Annotated in this window: 17 protein-coding genes; 8 read left to right on the forward strand and 9 right to left on the reverse strand. The window is 76.3% G+C overall.

Translation table 11 applies throughout. From position 1 onward, the window contains the following. Positions 1-107 precede the first annotated feature (107 nt). Positions 108-1,337, reverse strand: a complete 1,230-nt coding sequence (locus ACI79O_RS16375) for a saccharopine dehydrogenase family protein (RefSeq protein ID WP_456914662.1) — start codon at positions 1,335-1,337, stop codon at positions 108-110. Positions 1,338-1,374: 37 nt separating this feature from the next. Continuing rightward, a complete protein-coding gene (locus ACI79O_RS16380; RefSeq protein ID WP_456890953.1) occupies positions 1,375-2,088 on the reverse strand; it encodes a trimeric intracellular cation channel family protein in 714 nt (237 codons plus the stop codon). Between the two features lie 125 nt (positions 2,089-2,213). Between ACI79O_RS16380 and ACI79O_RS16385 the strand changes: the two genes are divergently transcribed. Together ACI79O_RS16385 and ACI79O_RS16390 are read left to right on the forward strand one after the other, a co-directional pair. Continuing rightward, entirely contained in the window at positions 2,214-4,211 is a 1,998-nt protein-coding gene (locus tag ACI79O_RS16385) for a putative bifunctional diguanylate cyclase/phosphodiesterase (RefSeq protein WP_456914663.1), read from the forward strand. Next, on the forward strand, positions 4,208-5,119 hold the full coding sequence (locus tag ACI79O_RS16390) for an ABC transporter substrate-binding protein (RefSeq protein ID WP_456890957.1): 912 nt from the start codon (positions 4,208-4,210) through the stop codon (positions 5,117-5,119). The genes ACI79O_RS16385 and ACI79O_RS16390 overlap by 4 nt, the downstream gene beginning before the upstream one ends. Before the next feature lie 33 nt (positions 5,120-5,152). On the opposite strand, the gene nagA is transcribed toward ACI79O_RS16390, so the two are convergent. Further along, positions 5,153-6,283, reverse strand: coding sequence for an N-acetylglucosamine-6-phosphate deacetylase (gene nagA, locus ACI79O_RS16395; protein ID WP_456890959.1), 1,131 nt, complete (start codon positions 6,281-6,283; stop codon positions 5,153-5,155). 122 nt (positions 6,284-6,405) lie between these two features. Between nagA and ACI79O_RS16400 the strand changes: the two genes are divergently transcribed. The 6 genes from ACI79O_RS16400 (at position 6,406) to ACI79O_RS16425 (ending at position 12,752) form a co-directional block, all read left to right on the forward strand. Then, the gene (locus ACI79O_RS16400) at positions 6,406-7,929 is read left to right on the forward strand and encodes an ABC transporter substrate-binding protein (RefSeq protein ID WP_456890961.1); all 1,524 of its coding nucleotides are present in this window, start codon (positions 6,406-6,408) and stop codon (positions 7,927-7,929) included. Positions 7,930-7,937: 8 nt separating this feature from the next. Beyond that, positions 7,938-8,870 (forward strand): ABC transporter permease, encoded by a 933-nt coding sequence (locus tag ACI79O_RS16405; RefSeq protein WP_456876252.1) that lies wholly within the window; start codon positions 7,938-7,940, stop codon positions 8,868-8,870. Continuing rightward, complete coding sequence (locus ACI79O_RS16410; RefSeq protein WP_456890963.1) at positions 8,867-9,805, forward strand: ABC transporter permease; 939 nt, start codon at positions 8,867-8,869, stop codon at positions 9,803-9,805. The genes ACI79O_RS16405 and ACI79O_RS16410 overlap by 4 nt, the downstream gene beginning before the upstream one ends. Next, complete coding sequence (locus ACI79O_RS16415) at positions 9,802-10,836, forward strand: ABC transporter ATP-binding protein (RefSeq protein ID WP_456890965.1); 1,035 nt, start codon at positions 9,802-9,804, stop codon at positions 10,834-10,836. Before ACI79O_RS16410 ends, ACI79O_RS16415 begins: the two co-directional genes overlap by 4 nt. Then, positions 10,833-11,900 carry an ABC transporter ATP-binding protein gene (locus ACI79O_RS16420; protein WP_456890967.1) on the forward strand — a complete coding sequence of 356 codons (1,068 nt, stop codon included), beginning with the start codon at positions 10,833-10,835 and terminating at the stop codon, positions 11,898-11,900. Before ACI79O_RS16415 ends, ACI79O_RS16420 begins: the two co-directional genes overlap by 4 nt. 99 nt (positions 11,901-11,999) lie before the next feature. Then, complete coding sequence (locus ACI79O_RS16425; RefSeq protein ID WP_456914664.1) at positions 12,000-12,752, forward strand: MIP/aquaporin family protein; 753 nt, start codon at positions 12,000-12,002, stop codon at positions 12,750-12,752. Positions 12,753-12,774: 22 nt separating this feature from the next. Here the strand turns inward: ACI79O_RS16425 and ACI79O_RS16430 are convergent, their stop codons facing one another. The 6 genes from ACI79O_RS16430 to ACI79O_RS16455 form a co-directional block, all read right to left on the reverse strand. Next, complete coding sequence (locus ACI79O_RS16430; protein ID WP_456914665.1) at positions 12,775-14,448, reverse strand: helicase-related protein; 1,674 nt, start codon at positions 14,446-14,448, stop codon at positions 12,775-12,777. Between the two features lie 271 nt (positions 14,449-14,719). Further along, positions 14,720-16,213, reverse strand: coding sequence for a protein kinase domain-containing protein (locus tag ACI79O_RS16435; protein WP_456914666.1), 1,494 nt, complete (start codon positions 16,211-16,213; stop codon positions 14,720-14,722). Positions 16,214-16,466: 253 nt separating this feature from the next. After that, positions 16,467-16,901, reverse strand: a complete 435-nt coding sequence (locus ACI79O_RS16440; RefSeq protein WP_456890975.1) for an arsenate-mycothiol transferase ArsC — start codon at positions 16,899-16,901, stop codon at positions 16,467-16,469. Beyond that, on the reverse strand, positions 16,898-17,710 hold the full coding sequence (locus ACI79O_RS16445) for an aquaporin (protein WP_456914667.1): 813 nt from the start codon (positions 17,708-17,710) through the stop codon (positions 16,898-16,900). The genes ACI79O_RS16440 and ACI79O_RS16445 overlap by 4 nt, the downstream gene beginning before the upstream one ends. Further along, positions 17,701-17,997: an ArsR/SmtB family transcription factor gene (locus ACI79O_RS16450; RefSeq protein WP_456890979.1), complete on the reverse strand. Its 297-nt coding sequence runs from the start codon at positions 17,995-17,997 to the stop codon at positions 17,701-17,703. The genes ACI79O_RS16445 and ACI79O_RS16450 overlap by 10 nt, the downstream gene beginning before the upstream one ends. Before the next feature lie 78 nt (positions 17,998-18,075). Further along, positions 18,076-18,429, reverse strand: coding sequence for a metalloregulator ArsR/SmtB family transcription factor (locus ACI79O_RS16455; RefSeq protein WP_456890981.1), 354 nt, complete (start codon positions 18,427-18,429; stop codon positions 18,076-18,078). Positions 18,430-18,509: the final 80 nt, after the last annotated feature.

An 18,509-nucleotide genomic window follows, 5' to 3' on the forward strand; every position in this document is an offset into this window, starting at 1 on the left:
CCGCCCCCCCCCCCCCCCCGCCGCCCCCCCCCCCCCCCCGCCCGCCCACCGCCCCCCCCCCCCCCCCCCCCCCCCCCCCCCCCCCCCCCCCCCCTGCCGCCCGTCCGTCAGAGGGCGGCGACCTCGTAGGTGTGCCCGGCCGCGCGCAGCCGCTCGACCAGCACGTCGCCGAGCGCCGTCGCGGGCGTGAGCGACCCGGCGCGGTCGGGCAGCCGGTCGCCGTCGAGGGCGAGGCCGAGGGCCACCTGCCCGAACATCACCGACGTCGCCGCGTACCCGGGATCCCCCTTCCCGGCCGCGGTGGCGCGGTAGCGCCGCCCGCTCTCGGTGTCGGCGTCGACGACCATGCGGAACCAGCCCTTCTCCCGCTCGGACTCCGACGGGCCGGTGCCCGGCTCGGGCAGCACGCGGTCGACCAGCGCCCGCGTGGGCGGGAAGGTCAGTGCGCCCACGGCGGCGGCCAGGCCGGTGGTGACGCCCGCGGCGGTGAACGCGCCGGTGATGCCGCGGCCGGCGCTCATCGACTCCCCGTAGCGCAGGCCCCGCCCGTAGGCCCACTCCTGCAGCGCGTTGCTGCGCCGCACGATCCGGGTGTTGAAGGACGCCATGACGAACGGCGCGGTCCAGCGGCCGTCGGCGGCGAGGGCGGGCAGTGCGGCATCCGAGGGCTGGCGGGTGTCGGGCTCGGCGGCCCGGTCGGGGGAGAGGGCGAACGGGTCGGCGAGCAGGCGGCGGACGGCCCGGTCGCGGGCCGCGTCCTCGATCATCCCGCGCATCGTGGCGACCGTGCCGCCGCTGGCCCCGCCCCGGAGGCTGGCCACCAGGCGGACGTCGGTGAGCCCGCCCGCGCCGTCCGCCCGCGCCCGCTCGGCCAGGAGCAGCACCGACAGGTCCGAGGGGATGGAGTCGTAACCGGCCGCGTGCACCAGGCGGGCGCCGGTCTCGCGGGCGACGGCGTCGCAGCGGTCGATGGCCTCGCGGACGAACAGCACCTCGCCGGTGAGGTCGGCGTAGTGCGTCCCGGCGCGGGCGCACGCCTCGACCACCGGCAGCCCGTAGCGCCGGTAGGGACCGACGGTGGTCACCAGCACCCGGGTGCCCTCCGCGAGCCGGGTCAGCGAGGCGGGGTCCCCGGTGTCGGCCTCCAGCAGCGGCCACGAGCGGCCGGCAGCGGGCAGGTCGGCGGCGGCCGCGGCCAGCTTCTCCCGCGAGCGGCCGGCCAGCGCCACCCGCAGGTCGGGCGGGGCGGCCTCGGCCAGGTAGCGGGCGACCAGCCGGCCGACGAAGCCGGTGGCACCGAAGAGGACGACGTCGTGCTCACGCTGGGGTCCGGTCACCGCCCGATCCTGCCCCGGGAGGGTCCGGGCCCGCCCGTCAGCCCCGGGTCCCGCGCCGCCGCCGCGGCGGACGGTCGGCCCGCGAGAGCCGGTTGCGTGCGCGTCCGGGCAGGTCGACGGCGACCGGGGCCTCCCACCCGCGCCACACCGACAGCACCCGCAGCCCCGAGACCAGGGCGATGACGACCAGCGCGACGGGGATCGGGTCGAGGCCCAGCGGCCCGGCGAGCACGGTCAGCGCCGTGGCGCCGATGAGCGCGGCGACGGCGTTGTAGGGGCCCGGCTGCACGATGTCGGCGCGCTGGCCGAGCAGGACGTCGCGGATCACGGCCCCGCCGACGGCGGTGAGGGTGCCGATGAACACCACCGAGGCGCTGGGCAGGCCGGCGAGCTGGGCCTTCTGCGCGCCGATCACGGTGAACAGGCCGAGGGTGAGCGCGTCGAGCACCACGAGCAGCGCGGTCAGCCGAGACAGCCAGCCGGAGAACCAGAAGGTGACCATCGCGGTGATCGCCACGGCCGGCAGGTAGGTCCGGTTGGTCAGCGCCACCGGCGGGCCGGCGGCCAGCAGCACGTCACGGATGAGCCCGCCGCCGAGGCCGCCGCTGACCGCCAGCAGCAGCACCCCGGAGACGGCGAAGCCCTCCCGCGCGGCGAGCAGCCCGCCGGTGAGCGCGCCGACGACGATCGCCGCGAGGTCGATCGCGACCGGGACGCGCAGGGTCTCGACCGCCGCCGCGAGGGTGCTCACGGCTGCCCATCCTCCCGCCGGGGGGACGGCGTCCGGGGCAGGTGTACCACCCGGACGGGGGAGGACCGGTCCTGTGGCGGAGGTCACCCCTCAACCCGCGGACGATCACGTCCGATACGAGCGGCATGCGTCGGTCCTCGTCCCCCGGGGTGGCCGGCACCCGGCTGTTCGCCGTGTACGCCGCGGCCAGCCTGGTGCCGGTCGTACTGCTGGGCGGTGGTCTCGCGGCGGGCATCCGGCAGGACGCCGTCGACCGCGCGCTGGAGTACGGCCACGCTCAGGCGGCCGTGGTCGAGGAGATGGCGATCGCGCCGGCGCTGCGCGGCCAGGACCTCGCCACCGGGGTGACCGGTGCCGAGCTCGAGCGGCTGCGGGCGGCCACCGACCTGGCCGTCTTCCGCGGCTCGATCCTGCGGCTGCGGCTGCGCGACTTCTCCGGCGCGGTGGTCTTCGCCGACGACGGCGCCACCGGCCCCGAGGCCGCGCTGCCCGACTACCCCGCCGGTGAGGACGTCGTCCAGGCCGCCGACCCCGCGTTCGCCACGGCCGCGACGGGGGGCACCGACGTCGCCCTCCTCGACGACGACGGACTGGCCGTCGGGCGGATGATCCGCGTCCTGCAGCCCATCGTGGCCGACACCTCGGGCCGCTCGGTCGGGGTCCTCGAGCTGCTGCTGCCCTACGACACCGTCGCCGCCGAGGTCGAGGCGGCGACCACCCGCACCTACTGGCGCCTGGGCGCCGGCCTGGGCGCGCTCTACCTCGTGCTCGCCGGGATCTCCTGGTCGACCACCCGCCGGCTGCGCCGCCAGGCCGCGCAGGCCGCGCACGACGCCCTGCACGACCCCCTGACCGGGCTGGCCAACCGGGAGCTGTTCGCCCGCCGGGTGGCCGCCGAGCTCGGGCGCGGCACGCCGGGCGCCGTCGTCCTCGTCGACCTCGACCGGTTCAAGGAGGTCAACGACACCCTCGGCCACCACGCCGGCGACCAGCTGCTGGTCGAGGTGGGCCGCCGGCTGACCGCCACCGTGCGCGCGGAGGACACCGTGGCCCGTCTCGGCGGCGACGAGTTCGGCCTGCTGCTGCCCGGGATGGACCGCGCCGCCGACGCCCGCGAGCTGGTCCAGCGGGTGAGCGACGCGCTGTCGGTCGAGACCGTCGTCGAGGGCGTCCCGCTCGCCGTCGAGGCCAGCTGCGGCATCGCCATGCACCCGGCCGACGCCACCGACGTCGAGACGCTGCTGACCTGCGCCGACGCCGCCATGTACCAGGGCAAGCGCGGCGCCACCGGCGTCGTCGTCTTCGACCCCCGCGCCACCGCCCCCTCGCCGTACTCGCCGGTCCTGCAGCACGACGTGCGCCGGGCCCTGGAGGACGGCGACCTGCGGCTGCACTACCAGCCGCAGGTGGACCTGGCCTCCGGCCGCACCGCCGGCGTCGAGGCGCTGCTGCGCTGGCAGCACCCCGAGCGCGGGCTGATCGGGCCCGGCGGCTTCCTGCCGGCGCTCGAACAGTCCGGCGTCATGGGCGCGCTCACCGAGTGGGTGCTGCGGCAGGCGCTGGCCGACTGCGCCGCCTGGAGCGCCGCCGGCGAGGACTGGACGGTGTCGGTCAACGTCTCGGTGCGCAACCTGGAGACGCCCGGCTTCGCCGCCACCGTGGCCCGGCTCGCCGCCGAGGCCGGTGTGCCGCCGGCCCGGTTGCACCTCGAGGTCACCGAGACCGCGCTGCCCGCCGACCTCGCCACCGCCTCGGCCTGCCTGGCCGAGCTGGCCGCGCACGGCTTCGGCGCCGCCCTGGACGACTTCGGTGTCGGTTTCGCCAGCCTGTCGCACCTGCGCTCCCTGGCGCTGACCGAGGTCAAGGTCGACCGGGCCTTCGTCACCGGCGTGGACGTCTCGGCCGAGGACGCCGCCGTCGTGCGGTCGCTGGTCGAGCTCGCGCACGGCCTGGGGCTGTCGGTCTGCGCCGAGGGCGTGGAGACGCCCGAGGTCGCGGCCTGGCTGCGGGCGGTCGGCTGCGACCGCGCCCAGGGCTGGTTGTTCTCCCGGCCGCGCCCGTGGCCGGAACTCACCTGCGCGGCCGCAGGGGTGTCCGCGCCCTCTGTGGAGGTCCTCGCGTGACCCGCACCCACCGTGCCCTCATCGGCACCGCCGTCCTCGCCGTCGCCCTGGTCACCGCGGGCTGCGGGACCTCCGGGGACCCGGCCGCACCCGCGTCCGACGCGGCGCCGGCCGTGACCGTGGACGAGCGGCTGCACGCCGCGCTGCCCGAGGACGTCCGCGACAGCGGCGTCCTGACCGTGGCCAACGACCCGTCCTACCCGCCGGCCTCGTCCTTCGGCCCCGACGGGCGCACCATCGTCGGCTTCGAGCCCGACCTCGGCGCCGCGCTCGGCGACCTGCTCGGGGTGGAGGTGCAGTTCGAGGCCTCTTCCTTCGACACCCTGCTCGACGACCTCGCCGCCGACCGGTTCGACCTGGTGATGAGCGCGGTCACCGACACCGCCGAGCGCGAGCAGCAGGCCGACTTCGTCAACTACTTCCGCGCCGGCTCCTCGATCGTCGTGGCGCGGGGCAACCCGCACGGCATCCACGACCTGGCCGGGCTGTGCGGGCGCAGCGTCGCCGTCGAGGCCGGGACGGTGCAGGTCGGGCTGCTCGAGCGGGCGCAGGCGGCGTGCGTGGGGCGGATCGACGTCCACGAGCTGCCCACCAACGACGACGCGCTGCTCGAGCTGCGCACCGGCCGCGCCGACGCCGTCGTCGCCGACTACCCGCCGGCGGTCTTCGTGACCACCGACCCGCGGACCCAGAACAGCTTCCAGCTGGTCTCCGACACCCAGTACGAGCCTGGGCTCTACGGCATCGCCGTCGCCCCCGACCGCCCGGAGCTGCGCGACGTGGTGACGCAGGCGCTGCAGCGGCTCGTCGACGACGGCGTCTACCAGCAGCTGCTCGACCGGTGGGAGGTCGGCCACGGCGCCGTCGACGCGGTGACCGTCAACGGCGGCCTGCCCCCGGTGGACTGACCGGGCCGCCGTGCCCCGACGCCGTCCCGGCGGTCAGCGGATCCGCCGCCCGGCCGCCCACACCGCCGTGACGGACCGGTCCGCCGCCAGGGCGACGACGTCCGCCGCGTACCCGGGCGCGAGCCGGCCGAGCCGGTGCCCGAGGCCCAGCGCCCGCGCCGGGGTGGCGGTCAGCGCGGTGACCGCGGCCACCGGGTCGACGCCGGCGGCGAGCGCGGCCCGCAGCGCGGCGTCCTGGGTGAGAGTGGACCCGGCGAGCGTGTCGGTGCCGGTGAGGACCGCCCGGTCGCCGCGCACGGTGACCGCCCGCCCGCCGATGCGGTGCTCGCCGTCGCCGCTGCCCGCCGCGGCCGTCGCGTCGGTGACCAGCGCGACCCGCCCCGGCGCGCCGGCCACCAGCAGCGCGGCGACGACGGGGTGCACGTGCACACCGTCGAACACCAGCTCGAGCGTGACCCGGGGGTCGGCGAGCGCCGCGCCGACCGGGCCCGGGTGGCGGTGGTGCAGGCCGGGCATCGCGTTGAGCGCGTGCGTGAGCAGCCGGGCACCGGCGTCGAAGGCCGCCGCGGTGAGCGCGGCGTCGGCCTCGGTGTGCCCCACCGCGACGACGACACCCGCGGCGGTGAACGCGCGCACGGCCTCGAGCGCGCCGGGCAGCTCGGGCGCGATGGTGACCTGCCGCAGCGTGCCCCGGGCGGCGGCCAGCAGCCGGGCGACGTCGCCGGGGGTGGGGGCCCGCAGGTGGCGCGGGTCGTGGGCGCCGCAGCGGGTGGCCGCGAGGAACGGGCCCTCGAGGTGCGCGCCCAGGACCGTCGGCTCCTCCTGCGCGAGGTCGGCGATGCCCGCCAGCGACCCGGCCAGCTCCTCGACCGGCGCGGCGACCAGGCTGACCACCGACCGGGTGGTGCCCGCGGCCCGGTGCACGGCCAGCGCCCGGCGGACCGCACCGGGGCCGTCGTCGAAGGAGTGACCGCCGCCGCCGTGGACGTGCAGGTCGACGAAGCCCGGCACCAGTTCCGCGCCGGCGAGGTCGACGGTCTCGTCGGCGTGCGGACGGGGTCCGGTGCCGGTGGCCGCGACGGTGTCGCCGTCGAGGAGCACCCAGCCGCCCTCGACCGGCCCGCCGGCGTCGAGCAGCCGGTCGCCGGCCAGCAGCGTGCGCACGGACGGGGATCTCCCCGCCCGGGAGGTCGAGGGAACGTAACGATCGGGTTCTCGTTCGGCGCGGACACGGCGACAGGGCCAGGGTCGGGGGCGGACGACACCGCCGAACCCCGGAGGTCAGCGTGCGCACGACACCCCTCCTGCCCCTCGCCGCCGCGGCGGCCCTGGTCCTCACCTCCTGCGGAGGCGGGGAGAGCGTCGACACCGGCGGTGGCGGCGGAGCCGACGAGAACGTGCTGGTCGCCGCGGTCAGCGCCCAGCCCGACCAGTTCGACCCGCACGCCACCAACGCCTACGCGAGCTTCCAGGTGCTGGAGAACGTCTACGACACCCTCGTCGTCCCGAGCGCCGAGGACCTCACCATGCAGCCGAGCCTGGCCGAGTCGTGGACCACCAGCCCCGACGGCCTGGCCTGGACGTTCACCCTCCGCGAGGGCGTCACCTTCCACGACGGCAGCGAGTTCGACTCCGCCGACGTCGTCTACAGCTACCGGCGGATCATCGACGAGGAACTGGCCAACGCCTACCGGTTCGCCACCGTCACCGACGTCGCCGCGCCCGACCCGCGCACCGTGGTCCTCACGCTCAGCCGGCCCACGCCCAACCTGCTGGAGCTCATCGGCTCGTTCAAGGGCATGGCGATCGTCCCGGAGAACGCCGCCGACGACCTCGACCTGCAGACCGAGGCCAACGGCACCGGGCCGTTCCGGCTGGAGAGCTCCGACGCCAACGCCACCGTGCTCACCGCCTTCGAGGAGCACTGGGCCGGTGCGCCCACCGTCGACGGGGTCGAGTTCCGCTACGTCGCCGAGCCCAGCGCGGCCCTCACCGCGCTGCGCAACGGCGAGGTGCAGTGGACCGACAACGTCCCGCCGCAGAACATCGAGTCTCTGCAGGGCGAGGAGGACGTCGAGCTCGGCTCGGTCACCAGCGTCGAGTACTACTACCTGTCGATGAACTACGCCGTCCCGCCGTTCGACAACCGGGACGTGCGCCGGGCGATCGCCACCGCGATCGACCGCGAGGAGGTCACCCAGGCCGCCCGCTTCGGCGCCGCGCAGGCCAACCAGACGGCGATCCCCGAGGGCAGCCCGTGGTTCCTGGACTACGCGCCGTTCACCCCCGACCAGGAGGCCGCCCGGCAGCTGCTCGCGCAGGCCGGCGTGCAGACGCCGCTGACGATGGGGCTGATGGTCACCGACGAGATCCCCGAGACGGTGGCCGCCGCCCAGGTCATCGCCAGCCAGCTGCAGCCGATCGGCGTCGAGGTGGAGATCCAGGAGGAGGACCTCGCCACCTGGCTCGACCGGCAGGACCAGGGCGACTTCGACGCCTTCCTGCTCAGCTGGATCGGCAACATCGACCCGGCGGACTTCTACGAGAACCAGCACCTGTCCACCGGCGGCAGCAACTACCAGGGCTACAACAACCCGCAGGTCGACGCCCTGCTGACCCGGGCGGCCACCGAGCCGGACCAGGCCACCCGCAAGGGCCTCTACGACGAGGCCGCGCGGATCGTCGTCGACGACGTCAGCTACCTGTACCTGTACAACCCCGACGAGGTGCAGGCCTGGTCGGCCGGGCTGACCGGGTACCAGGTTCGGCCCGACGCGGCGATCAACTTCGAGACGGTGCAGCTGCCCTGACCGGGTTCCTGCTCCGGCGCGCCGGCCAGGCCGTGGTGGTCCTGGCCGGCGTCAGCGTCCTGGTCTTCTCGCTGATCCACCTCGTCCGGGGCGACCCGATCCGCCTGGCGCTGGGCACCCGGTACTCCCAGGAGACCTACGACGCCCTGCGGGAGCGCAGCGGCCTGGACCTGCCCCTCGTCGAGCAGTACCTCACCTGGGCCGGGCGGGCGGTGACCGGTGACCTCGGGGTGAGCTTCCGCAGCGGGGAGACGGTCACCTCACTGATCGCCGAGCGGCTGCCGGCGACGCTGACCCTGGCCTTCGCCGCGCTGCTGGTGGCGCTGGTCATCGCCGTGCCGCTGGGCGTGCTCTCCGCGCTGCACCCGCGGTCGCTGGTCGACCGGCTGGCCACCGTCGTCAGCCAGATCGGCATCTCGGTGCCCGACTTCTGGCTGTCGATCATGCTGATCCTGGTCTTCGCCGGGACGCTGGGCTGGTTCCCCTCGGGCGGCTACGTCCCGCTCACCGAGGACCCGCTGGGCTGGCTGCAGCGCCTGGTGCTGCCCGCGGTGGCCACCGGCGTCGTCTCCGGGTCGGTCATCACCCGGTTCGTCCGGTCCAGCGTGCTCGAGGCGCTGGGCTCCGACCACGTGCGCACCGCGCGGGCCAAGGGCGTGCCCGCCCGGCAGGTGCTCACCTGGCACGTGCTGCGCAACGCCCTGCTGCCGCTGGTGACCGTCACCGGCGTCCAGCTGGCCTACCTGCTGTCGGGGGTGGTCGTCGTGGAGATCGTCTTCTCCTGGCCGGGCCTGGGCCAGCTGGCCTACCAGGCGGTGCGCGACCGCGACTTCCCGGTGCTGCAGGGCGCGGTGCTGCTGTTCGCCCTCGTCTTCCTGGTCGTCAACCTGCTGGTCGACCTGCTCTACGGCCGCATCGACCCGAGGATCACCCGCCGATGACCGCACTGCCCACGCCGGGTGCCACCCCGGCGCAGCCCCCGCCGTCCGGGCCGCTGCCGACGAGCACCCCGCCGCGCCCGCGGTGGCGGGAGACCCTCGGCCTGCTCGCGCGCAACCCGACCGCCGCCGTCTCCGCCGTCGTGCTGGTGGTCATCGTGCTCGTCGCGGTCTTCGACGAGACCCTGGCGCCCGACGGGCCCAACGACCAGGACCCCTCGCGGCAGCTGCAGCCGCCGAGCTGGGAGCACCCGTTCGGCACCGACGAGTTCGGCCGCGACGTGTTCAGCCGGGTGGTCCTCGGCGCCGGGACGTCGCTGCGGGTCGGCTTCCTGTCCGTGGCGTTCGCCCTCGTCGTCGGCACGGTCATCGGGCTGCTGGCCGGCTACCACGGCCGGTGGGTCGACGACACGCTCATGCGGATCATGGACGTGCTGTTCGCCTTCCCCGCCGTGCTGCTGGCCATCGCGATCGTGGCGATCCGCGGCGCGGGGCCGGCCAACGCCATCCTGGCCATCGGCATCGTCTACGTGCCGATCTTCGCCAGGGTCACCCGCGCCAGCGTGCTCGGCGTGCGCGAGGAGGTCTACGTGCGGGCCTCGCGGTCGGTGGGCGCGTCGGACTGGCGGCTGGTCACCCGGCACGTGCTGCCCAACGCCGCGCCGCCGATCATCGTGCAGACCTCGGTCAGCCTGGCCTTCGCCGTCCTCGCCGAGGCCGCGCTGTCCTTCCTCGGCCTGGGCCCGCGCCGGCCGGAACCGTCGTGGGGGCTGATGCTCGCCGACGGCCGCGACTTCATCGACCAGGCCTGGTGGTACACGGTGTTCCCCGGCCTGGCCATCGTCGTCACCGTGCTGTGCTTCAACCTGCTCGGCGACGGGCTGCGCGACGTCCTCGACCCGCGCCAGCGCACGCTCATGGCCGGGGGCGGCCGGTGAGCGCGGCCGCGGACACCGCCGTCGAGCCGGTCCTGGCGGTGGAGGACCTGCGCGTGGACCTGCGCACCCCGCGCGGGACGGCGCACGTGGTCAACGGGCTCTCCTACACGGTCGGCCCGGGGGAGACCGTCGCCGTCGTCGGGGAGTCCGGCAGCGGCAAGAGCGTCTCGGTGCTCGCGCTGGTCGGCCTGCTGCCGGCGGGGACGGCCACGGTGACCGGCCGGGCGCTGCTGCGGGGCGAGGACCTGCTGACCATGCCGCCCGAGCGGCTGCGGCAGGTGCGCGGCCCCGGCGTCGGCATGGTGTTCCAGGACCCGATGACCTCGCTCAACCCGGTGCTCACCGTGGGCCGGCAGCTCACCGAGGGCCTGCGCGCCCACGGGCCGGTGTCCCGGGCCGCGGCGCGCGCCCGGGCGGTGGAGCTGCTCGCCGAGGTGGGGCTGCCCGACCCCGGCCGGGCGGTGGACCGCTTCCCGCACGAGCTCTCCGGCGGCATGCGGCAGCGGGTGGTGATCGCGATCGCGCTGGCCAACGCGCCGGCGCTGCTGGTCGCCGACGAGGCCACCACCGCGCTCGACGTCACCGTGCAGGCGCAGATCCTCGAGCTGGTCGAGCGGCTGCAGGCCGAGCACGGCACCGGCGTCGTCTGGATCACCCACGACCTCGGCGTCGTCGCCGGGATCGCCGACCGGGTGCTGGTCGTCTACGGCGGGCGCTGCGTGGAGGACGGCACGGCCGACGACGTCCTCGAGCGGCCGGTGCACCCCTACACCCGCGGCCTGCTCGGCGCGCTGCCCGACCTGGCCGCGGCCGGCGACGGCGACCTGGCCACCATCGCCGGCACCCCGCCCCCGCCCACCGACCTGCCCGCCGGGTGCGTGTTCTGGCCGCGCTGCCCGGTGCGCGGCGACGCCCGCTGCGAGACCGAGCAGCCGCCCCTCACCCCGGTGACGAGCCTTCATCGCGACAGAGGCCCGCGTGGCCTGCCGCACCGGGCGGCGACGTGGTGCGCGGAGGGGGAGGCGTCGTGACGTCGACGGGCGAGCGCGAGGTGCTGGTCTCCGCCCGCGGGCTGGAGGTCCACTTCCCACTGCGCTCGGGCGGGCCGCTGCGCCGCGCCGCCGGCGCGGTCCGCGCGGTGGACGGCGTCGACCTCGACGTGTACCGCGGCGAGACGCTGGGGCTGGTGGGCGAGTCCGGGTGCGGCAAGTCCACGCTCGGCAACGCGCTGCTGCGGCTGGTGCAGCCGACCGGCGGCACGGTGACCTTCGACGGCGCCGACGTCACCGCGATGTCGCGCCGGCAGCTGCGCGACCTGCGCCGGCGCGCCGGGATGGTGTTCCAGGACCCGTTCGCCTCGCTGGACCCGCGGCGCACCGTGGCGCAGACGGTCGGCGAGCCGCTGGAGGTCCACGGCCTGCACCCGGGGCGGGCGGCGCGCGCGGCCCGGGTCCGCGAGCTGCTCGAGCTCGTCGGCCTCGACCCCGCCGTCGCCGCCCGCTACCCGCACGAGTTCTCCGGCGGGCAGCGGCAGCGGGTCGGCATCGCCCGGGCGCTGGCCGGGGAGCCGGACTTCCTGGTCTGCGACGAGGCGATCGCGTCCCTCGACGTCAGCGTGCAGGCGCAGGTGCTCAACCTGCTGCGCCGGCTGCAGCGGCGGCTGGGGCTGACGCTGCTGTTCATCTCCCACGACCTGGCGGCGGTGCGGCACGTGTCCGACCGGATCGCGGTCATGTACCTGGGCCGGGTGGTCGAGGTCGGGCCCGCCGCCGCCGTCGCCGCGGAGCCGCAGATGCCCTACACGCGGGCGCTGCTGTCGGCGGTGCCGGTGCCGCACCCGGAGCTCGAGCGCTCCCGGCGGCGGATCGTGCTGCGCGGCGACGTCCCCTCGCCGGCGCGGGTGCCCAGCGGCTGCCGGTTCCGCACCCGCTGCCCCGACGTGTTCGGGCCCTGTCCCGACGTCGACCCGGCGCTGCAGCCGGCCGGCGCCGCGCCCGGCCACCTGGCGGCCTGCCACCTGCACGGCGTCACCGGGACGCCGGTGCAGCGGGAGCGGCCCGGCGCGCCGGTCGACGCCGGCGACCCCGCCCGCTGACCAGCGGCACCGCACCGGCTCGTTTCGTCGTGCGGCCGTCCGGCTAACGGGCGCCGGGGAGGCGGCGTACACGGCGCCGCTGCGAGCGGGGAGCGCGTGATGGCGTCGAGCAGGACCGACCGGGGTGCCGTCACCACCGGTCTCTACGGCAGCAGGATCGGCCCGCGGGTGGGGCGCCCGGCGCTCACCGAGTTCGTCGGGACGGCGATCCTGGTGTTCGTCGGGACCAGCGTGGTGGTGGCCGGGCCCGCCACCGGCAACGGCGTCTACGACCTCCTCGCGGTGGTGCTCGCCTTCGGTCTGACGCTCACCGCGCTCGCCGCGGCCCTCGGGCACGTCTCGGGCTGCCACCTCAACCCCGCGGTCACGCTGGGGCTGGCCGTGACCCGGCGCTTCCCCTGGTCGGCCGCCGGCGCCTACGTCGCCGCCCAGCTCGCCGGCGGGCTCGCCGGCGCAGCGCTGACCTGGGCGCTGTACGGCCAGGCGGCGCGGGACGAGGCGCGCCTGGGCGCCACCACGCCACAGGAGTTCGTCTCCACCGGCCAGGCGTTCCTCGCCGAGGTCCTGGTGACCTTCGTGCTGGTGCTCGTCGTGGTGTCGGTCGCCACCGACGCCCGCGCCGAGAACGCCATCGCGCCGGTGGCCGTGGGCCTCGCCCTGGCCGCCGGCATCTTCGTCGCCGGGCCGCTCACCGGCGGCGCGGTCAACCCGGCGCGCGCCTTCGGACCCGGCGTCCTGGCGGGACAGCTGTCGTCGCTGTGGGTGTACCTCGTGGCCCCCGTCGTCGGCGGCGTCCTCGCGGCCCTCGTGTACGACCGCCTGCTCTCCACGGGCGAGCCGCCGGAGGCCTGACCGCAGCGCGGCCCCGGGCCGGTCAGCCGCGGCCGCTGCGGGTGGGCCGCCGGCCCTGCCGGGAGCCCGACCGCGGGACCCGACGCCCGCCGCGCCCGGTGTCCCGGCCGCCGGCGCGGGGGTGCCCGTCCCGGGCCCGTCCGCGCGGTGCGCTGCACGGGCGGCAGGTGGAGAACCAGGGGGCGATCGCGGTGCCGCACTCGACGCACGCGCTCGACCGGCTCACCGCGATGGCGTCGGGCAGCAGCTCGCTGATCGCCTCGGCGCACTCCTCCTCGACCCAGGCGGCGTCGTCGCTGCTCAGCCCGGCCACGCCGGGGAACTGCCGCAGCAGCGTCTGGGCGTCGCGCGCGGCCGCGGCGGCCTGCTCGAAGTCCTCGACACCGCCGCCGACCGGGACGTCGGGCAGCACGAGCTCCGGCCGGACCGGCAGCCCGACGGCGTGCCGCAGCGCCGCCCGGGCCAGCACCAGCCAGCGGGTGCGCCGCGGCGGGTCGTAGTCGATCGGGAGGCTCACCAGCCGCCAGACGGTGCGCAGGTCGCCGGCCGCGCCGAGCGGGCCGCGCAGCATCGGCAGCAGCGCCTGCACCCGCAGCACGAGGGAGCTGACGTCGTCGGGGGTCATGGCCTGGTCGCGGGTGGCCGCGCGGGCCCAGGCCTGCCAGCGGACGAGGGCCTCGGGCAGGTCGACGGCCTCGAAGGCACCGAGGTCCTCGAGCTCGGGGCGCAGCCGCGGCCGGCGCCCGGGCAGGTCGCTGGGCCGGTCACCCCGGGCGACCTCGGCGCCGACGGCCACCAGCGCCGCCGACGGCCGCAGCTTCGGCACGCCGGTCAGCACGCCCACGGTCCCGTGCCCGGTCAGGCCGTAGCGGCCGGCCCGCCCGGCGATCTGCGCGGCCTCCCAGCTGCGCAGCGGCCGCAGCTCGATGCCGTCGAACTTCGTCGTCTCGGCGAACAGCACGGTGCTGGCCGGGACGTTGATGCCGTGCCCGATGACGTCGGTGGTGACCAGGACGTCGAGCTCCCCGGTGGTGAACCGCTCGATGACCTCGCGCCGGGTGGCCGGGGGCAGCGCGCCGTAGAGGACGCCCACCTTCCCCGGCCGGTGCCGGTCCAGTTCCGCGGCGACGGCGTAGACGGTCTTGCGGGAGAAGGCGACGACGAGGGTCTGCGGGCGGACGCCGGTGGTGCGGACCGGCGCGCGCAGCACGTCGAGCCGGGACAGCCGCTGGTGGTGGACGACGTCGACGGACCCGGCGTCGGCGACCAGCGGTGCCAGCAGCGGGTGGGCCTCGGCCGCCGCGATCAGGTGCATCTCGCGGTACTCGCCGGTCAGCAGCAGCCGCGCCCAGTGGTGGCCGCGGTCGGGGTCGGCGACCCAGTGCGACTCGTCGAGGACGAGGAGCTCCCCGCGCATCGGGGCCTTCTCCACCGTGCAGCAGACGACCGGCGCGGAGGGGTCGATCTCCTCCTCACCGGTGGACAGGCCGACGGTGCCCTCGGGCAGCACCGCCGCGAGCTTGGCGTAGGCCTCGTGGGCGAGCTGGCGCAGCGGCGCGGCGTAGACCCCGGAGCCGGTGGCGGCCAGCGCCTGCAGCGACTCGTAGGTCTTGCCGGAGTTGGTCGGGCCGAGGTGGAAGACGACCCGCTGGGGCGGCGTCGCGCGGACGGGCAGCTCCGGCGCGGCGCCCTCCACCCACAGCTGCTGGGCGCGCCGCTCGGCGCGGGCCGCCTCGCGGTCGGCCTCCCGGTCGGCACGGCGGTCGGCCTCCCGGTCGGCCGCGGGAGCGACGGCGGGGAGCTCGTCGGCGGGGCGCCGCCTCCGGCGGCGGACGGTGGACGTCGGGGGAGCGGTGTCGGGCAGGGGAGGTCCTCGGGTCGGTCGTGCAGGGGTGCGCGGCCGCCGCGTCTCTCGCGGGGCGACTCCGGGTCAACACCGGACCGGCCGCGGACATGCCCGGGCGGGCTCAGTCGTCGCCCTCCCGGTCCTTGTCCCTGTCCTTGTCCTTGTCCTTGTCGTCCCCGTTGCCGTTCCCGTTGCCCTGGTCGCCCTCGTCGCCGTTGCCGCCGCCCTCGTCCTCCTGCTCCGCCGGTGCCGGCACCGGGGCAGGGGCGGGGGCCGGAGGAGGGGCGACGGCGTGGGTGAGGGTCACCGACTGGCCGGGCAGCAGCTCGCCGACCGGGTCGACGGCGATGACCTGCCCGTCCGCGACGTCGCTCGTGGTCAGCGGGCGCCGCTGCACCTGCAGGCCGAGGGTGACCAGCTCGGCCTCCACGTCGGCGACCGGGCGGCCGACCAGCGCGGCCGGGTCGAGCCGGACCGTGCTCGGCGGGGCCGGGGCGCTCGTGGTCGTGGGCGCGGCCGTGGCGCGGTCGGGCGTGGAGGCTGCGTCCCCGTCCCCTCCGCCCAGCAGGCCCGAGACGCCGAGCACGACGACGAGCGCCGCGACGGCCGCGCCGGCGAGGGCGGCCCACGTCCTGCGCCGGCGCGCAGGGTCCTCCGTTCCCTCCGCGACGGTGGTGTCCCCGGTGCGGTCCGCCGGGAGCAGGGGAGGCGCGGCCGGGCCGGTCGCCGTCGATGCCCCGGTCAGGGGGAGCACCGCCGTGGCGTGGCGGTCCACGTCGGCGCGGGGTGCGGCCGGGGCCAGTGCGTCGACGGCGTCGCGCACGGCGGCACCGTCGGCGAGACGGGCCGCGGGGTCCCTGGCCATCATCCGCGCCACCAGGTCACGGACGCCGGCGGGCACGTCGGGCGGCAGGGGCGGGGCCTGGTCGCGGATCTTCAGCAGCGCGATCTGCACCGGTGACTCGCCCTCGAACGGCAGCCGCCCGGCCAGGCACTGGTAGGCCACGACCCCGAGGGCGTAGACGTCGCTGGCCGGGGTGGCGGGCACGCCGTCGGCCTGCTCCGGGGACAGGTAGTGCGCGGTCCCGAGCACCTGGCCGGTCTGCGTCAGCCGCTCGCTCGCCGCCGACCAGGCGATGCCGAAGTCGGTGATCTTCACGCCGCCGTCGGCGGTCACGAGCACGTTGCCCGGCTTGACGTCGCGGTGCACGACGCCGGCCTCGTGGGCGGCGGCCAGCGCCGTCGCCGTCTGGCGGACGATCCGCAGTGTCCGGTCGACCCCGAGCCGTCCCTCCTGCGCGAGCAGGTCCGACAGCGCGGTGCCGCGGACGAGCTCCATGACCAAGTAGGGCAGCGGTCCGCGGCTGGTGTCGGCCTCGCCGTAGTCGTGGACCGCGGCGATGTGCGGGTCGTTGAGCAGCGCGGCGTGCTGCGCCTCGGAGCGGAACCGGTTCAGGAACGCGGGGTCGCCGCTGTACTCGGGACGCAGCGTCTTCACGGCGACCGACCGCTGCAGCAGCGTGTCCTGGGCCCGCCACACGACCCCCATGCCGCCTGCGGCGATGACCGACCCGAGCCGGTACCGGACGTCCAGGAGGTCTCCTGGCGAGGTCATCGGAACCGCTCCGCATCTGGTCGACCGTCGGGGGGCGCTCGTGCCGTCGCCCTCCCCGGCGGTGTCGACCACCGGGGAGGGCGACGGCACCTCGGGCTCACCGGCCCCGGCCGCGCCGCGCGGGACGCGACGCGGCCCGTCCGCGCGGGACGGGCCGGTTGGCGTCAGTCTACCGCCGGAGGACGGGTTCCCCGGCCGGAGCCGAGGGCGTGGCGCGCGCGGGGGACGGCGCCCACCGAGCCGGGCCCGGCCGTCAGCGACCGAGGACCGACGGAGGGAGCCGGTGGTGCGGCGCGACCTCCGCGAGCAGCTCGCGGACGCGGGTGTCGAGGTCGGCGACGATGCCCCGCACGGTCTCGAGGTCCTGGCCCTTCGGGTCGTCGACCGGCCAGTCCTCGATCCGGGTACCGGGGACGACGGGGCAGGACTCCCCACAGCCGAGGGTGACCACCACGTCGGCGCCCTCGACGAGGTCGTAGCTGAGCGTGGTCGGCGTGTGGTCCCTCACCGGCAGACCCGCCTCGTCGAGTACCGCGGCGACCACCGGGTTCACGGCCGAGGCCGGCTCGGAGCCCGCGCTGCGGACCTCGACGGCGTCACCGGCGTAGTGCCGGGCCAGCGTGGCCGAGGCCACGGAACGGCCGCTGTTGTGGATGCAGGCGAACAGGATGGACGGCTTGTCGGTCACGGGACCTCCGGAGCGGATGAGGGGTCGGCGGGTCGGTGTGAGGGCCGGCGGCCGGCGCTGGTGTCCACCGGGCGGTGGCCCGCGCCGGACGGTGGTGCGATGGGGTCCTCGTGCGGGACGACGGCGTCGGCGGCGACGTCGGCGACCGTCGGGTGGAGCAGCGCCACCACGGCCACACCGGCGGCCCCGCCGACGAGCTGTGCGAGCACGAACGCGGGCACCGAGGAGGGGGCGATGCCGGCGAAGGTGTCCGACAGCATGCGGGCGACGTCGATCATCGGGTTGGCGAACGACGTCGAGGACGACCAGAAGTAGGCCGCGGTGATGTACGCGCCGACGGCGAACGGGGCCATGTGGGCCCGGCCGGCGCGCACCAGGCCGAAGACCAGCACGACGAGACCGGAGGTGGCCAGCGCCTCGGACAGCCACAGACCGCCACCCGAGCGCTCGGTCGTGGCGATGGTGACCGCGGGCAGGTCGAACATCAGGTTCGCGGCGACCGCGCCGAGCGCTCCGCCGGCCAGCTGTGCCGGCAGGTACACGGCGACCTGCCGGGTGGTGACGCCGCCGAAGGCCCGGTCGGCCAGGGTGACCACCGGGTTGAAGTGGCCGCCGGACACCGGACCGAAGGCCAGGATGAGCGCGACCAGCCCGGCGCCGGTGACCAGCGCGTTCTCCAGCAGCTGCAGGCCGGTGTCGTCCGGGGAGAGCCGGGAGGCGGCGATGCCCGACCCGATGACGACGGTGACCAGTCCGGCCGAGCCGAGGAACTCCGCGACCGCCTGGCGGGTCAGCAGGCTCAGTCGCACGGCCGCTTCACCGCCACCGCCAGCCGGGCGCGGGAGGCCAGCTGCGCGTAGTGCGCCGACACGGCCTCCAGCACCTCCGGACGCAACCGGTAGTAGGTGAACCGCCCGGCCGGCTCGGCCGTCACGACGCCCAGGTCCCGCAGCACCCGCAGGTGGTTGCTGACGTTCGAGCCGGTCGCGCCGGTCTCCTCGACCAGGTGGCAGACGCACAGCTGTTCGCCGGCGAGCAGGTGGACGATCCGCGCCCGCATGGGGTCGCCCAGTGCGCGCAGCAACTCGTCAGCCACCGGTGATGTCAGCACAGGCTGATGAGACGGGCTCCGGATCGGCGGGTCAAGGGAACAACCGGTGAACTCGCGGGTGCCTCAGCGCGGCGCCAGCACCGCGCGCAGGGACTCCAGCGCGGCCGGGTTCACCGCGTACCAGACGTTGCGGCCGCGCTTCTCGCTGACCAGGACGCCGGCGGAGACCAGCCTGCCGAGGTGGTGCGAGACGGTGGGCTGGCTGCGACCGACCGGGTCGACCAGGTCGCAGGCGCACACGGCCTCCCCGGCGGTGGCCAGCAGCGACACCAGGCGCAACCGGACCGGGTCGGCCAGTGCGGCGAACTGCCGGGCCAGGGTCTGCGCGCCGTCCTCGGTCAGGACCTCGGCGGCGAGCGGCGCGCAGCACGCGACCGCCTCGGGCCGGCCGAGCGCCTGCACCTCGATCGCGGTCATCGGCCTCTCCTCGGTCCCGCGGGATGCCCCCGACGTATTGACAGACGTCGATGATACGCGGACCCTCTCACATCGACGGT

The organism is Geodermatophilus sp. SYSU D00696 (assembly GCF_054050235.1).